This is a genomic window from Enterobacter sp. CM29 (assembly GCF_013179605.1).
Taxonomy (GTDB): Bacteria; Pseudomonadota; Gammaproteobacteria; order Enterobacterales; family Enterobacteriaceae; genus Enterobacter; species Enterobacter intestinihominis.
The window spans coordinates 1-2,433 of record NZ_JABMCU010000314.1 but is presented as its reverse complement, the minus strand read 5'-3'; the positions used below and the strand labels follow the sequence as shown (position 1 = coordinate 2,433).

At 60.3% G+C, this 2,433-nt stretch carries 2 protein-coding genes and 1 pseudogene; all 3 read left to right on the top strand.

Annotated features, from left to right (window positions below; genetic code table 11):
* Nucleotides 1-1,250 (top strand): potassium-transporting ATPase subunit KdpB (gene kdpB, locus HP459_RS22435; protein WP_171936876.1); only part of this gene is annotated, 1,250 nt, incomplete at its 5' end.
* A 12-nt stretch (nucleotides 1,251-1,262) separates the two neighbouring features.
* Nucleotides 1,263-1,838: a potassium-transporting ATPase subunit KdpC gene (kdpC, locus tag HP459_RS22430; protein ID WP_171936875.1), complete on the top strand. Its 576-nt coding sequence runs from the start codon at nucleotides 1,263-1,265 to the stop codon at nucleotides 1,836-1,838.
* Nucleotides 1,839-2,433, top strand: a pseudogene (locus HP459_RS22425) (two-component system sensor histidine kinase KdbD); the annotation flags it as partial. It lies immediately after the preceding gene.

Here is a 2,433-nt window from a genome sequence, read left to right as displayed (position 1 = left end):
TCGGCGGCCTGCTTTCCGCGATTGGCGTGGCGGGGATGAGCCGTATGCTGGGCGCGAACGTCATCGCCACCAGCGGACGCGCCGTTGAAGCGGCGGGTGACGTAGACGTACTGCTGCTGGATAAAACCGGGACCATCACCCTGGGTAATCGTCAGGCCTCTGACTTTTTACCTGCTCCCGGCGTGGATGAAAAAACGCTGGCCGACGCGGCACAGCTTTCTTCGCTGGCCGATGAGACGCCGGAAGGTCGCAGTATCGTGATCCTCGCCAAGCAGCGCTTTAACCTGCGCCAGCGCGACGTACAAAGCCTGCACGCCACGTTCGTGCCCTTTACGGCGCAAACCCGCATGAGTGGAATTAACATTCAGGACCGGATGATCCGTAAAGGGTCCGTTGATGCCATTCGCCGTCATATTGAAGCCAATAATGGACATTTCCCTCCGGAAGTCGACCACCTGGTGGAAAGCGTGGCGCGTCAGGGGGCAACCCCGCTGGTGGTGGCGGAAGGTGCAAGCGTTCTGGGGGTTATCGCTCTGAAGGATATCGTTAAAGGCGGTATTAAAGAGCGTTTCGCCCAGATGCGTAAGATGGGCATTAAAACGGTGATGATCACCGGGGATAACCGTCTGACTGCGGCGGCCATTGCCGCCGAAGCGGGCGTGGATGATTTCCTTTCCGAAGCGACACCGGAAGCGAAGCTGGCACTCATTCGCCAGTATCAGGCGGAAGGTCGTCTGGTGGCGATGACCGGCGACGGCACCAACGACGCCCCGGCGCTGGCGCAGGCAGACGTGGCGGTGGCGATGAACTCCGGTACCCAGGCGGCAAAAGAGGCGGGCAACATGGTGGATCTTGACTCGAACCCGACCAAGCTGATCGAAGTGGTGCATATCGGGAAGCAGATGCTGATGACGCGCGGCTCGCTGACCACGTTCAGTATCGCCAACGACGTGGCGAAGTATTTCGCCATAATCCCGGCGGCCTTTGCGGCAACCTATCCGCAGCTGAATGCCCTGAACGTAATGCACCTGCACTCTCCAGCCTCGGCCATTTTGAGCGCGGTGATCTTCAACGCGCTGATTATTGTCTTTCTTATTCCTCTGGCGCTGAAAGGGGTGAGCTATAAGCCACTGACGGCCGCCGCCATGCTGCGCCGTAACCTGTGGATTTACGGTCTGGGTGGGCTGGTGGTGCCCTTTATTGGGATCAAGGTTATCGACATGTTGTTAACGCTGTTCGGGCTGGTTTAAAAGGTGAATCTCATGACGATGTTACGTCCCGCTATACTGTTGTTTATTCTGCTGTCTCTGATTACCGGCGGGCTTTACCCGCTGATGACAACCGCGCTGGGCCAGTGGTGGTTTGAGGACCAGGCCAACGGCTCGCTGATTATCCAGAACGGTGAAAACCGTGGCTCGCGTCTGATTGGGCAAAACTTTACGGACCCGCGCTACGTGCAGGGACGCCCTTCCGCCACTGCGGAAAGCCCGTATAATCCAATGGCCTCCGGCGGCAGCAATCTGGCTGGCAGTAATCCTGACCTGGACAAAGCCGTTGCTGAACGCGTTGCCGCCCTGCGCGCCGCGAATCCGCAGGCCAGCCGTGAGGTGCCGGTTGAGCTGGTCACCGCCTCCGCGAGCGGGCTGGATTACAGCCTGACGCCGGACGCAGCGGCGTGGCAGATCCCACGCGTGGCCGCCGCCCGTCAGCTGACCGTCGAGCAGGTGAGCCAGCTGGTTGCAGAACATACGCAAAAGCCGCTGGTCAGCTTCATCGGCATGCCGGTAGTGAACATTGTTGAGCTGAATCTGGCGCTGGATGCGCTAAGGAAGAACTAAATGACCGACGAGCCCATGCGCCCGGATCCGGACAGGCTGCTTGAACAAACGGCTGAAGCCCACCGCGGCAAGCTGAAAATTTTCTTCGGCGCCTGCGCGGGCGTCGGGAAAACCTTCGCCATGCTGACGGAAGCCCAGCGGCTTCGGGCGCAGGGGCTTGATATTCTCATCGGCGTGGTGGAAACCCACGGTCGCAAAGAGACGGCGGCGCTGCTGACGGGGCTGGCGACGCAGCCGCCCCAGCGTATCAGCCATCGCGGTCGGCTGGTGACGGAGTTCGATCTTGATGCCGCCCTCGCCCGCCGCCCCGCGCTGATCCTGATGGACGAACTGGCGCACAGCAATGCGCCTGGCTCACGCCACCCGAAGCGCTGGCAGGATGTTGAGGAGCTGCTTGAAGCCGGCATCGACGTCTTCACTACGGTGAATGTTCAGCATCTGGAAAGCCTGAACGACGTGGTGAGCGGGGTAACCGGTATCCAGGTGCGGGAAACCGTCCCCGATCCGTTTTTTGATTCTGCCGATGAAGTCGTACTGGTTGACCTGCCGCCGGACGATCTGCGCCAGCGCCTGCACGAAGGCAAGGTGTATATTG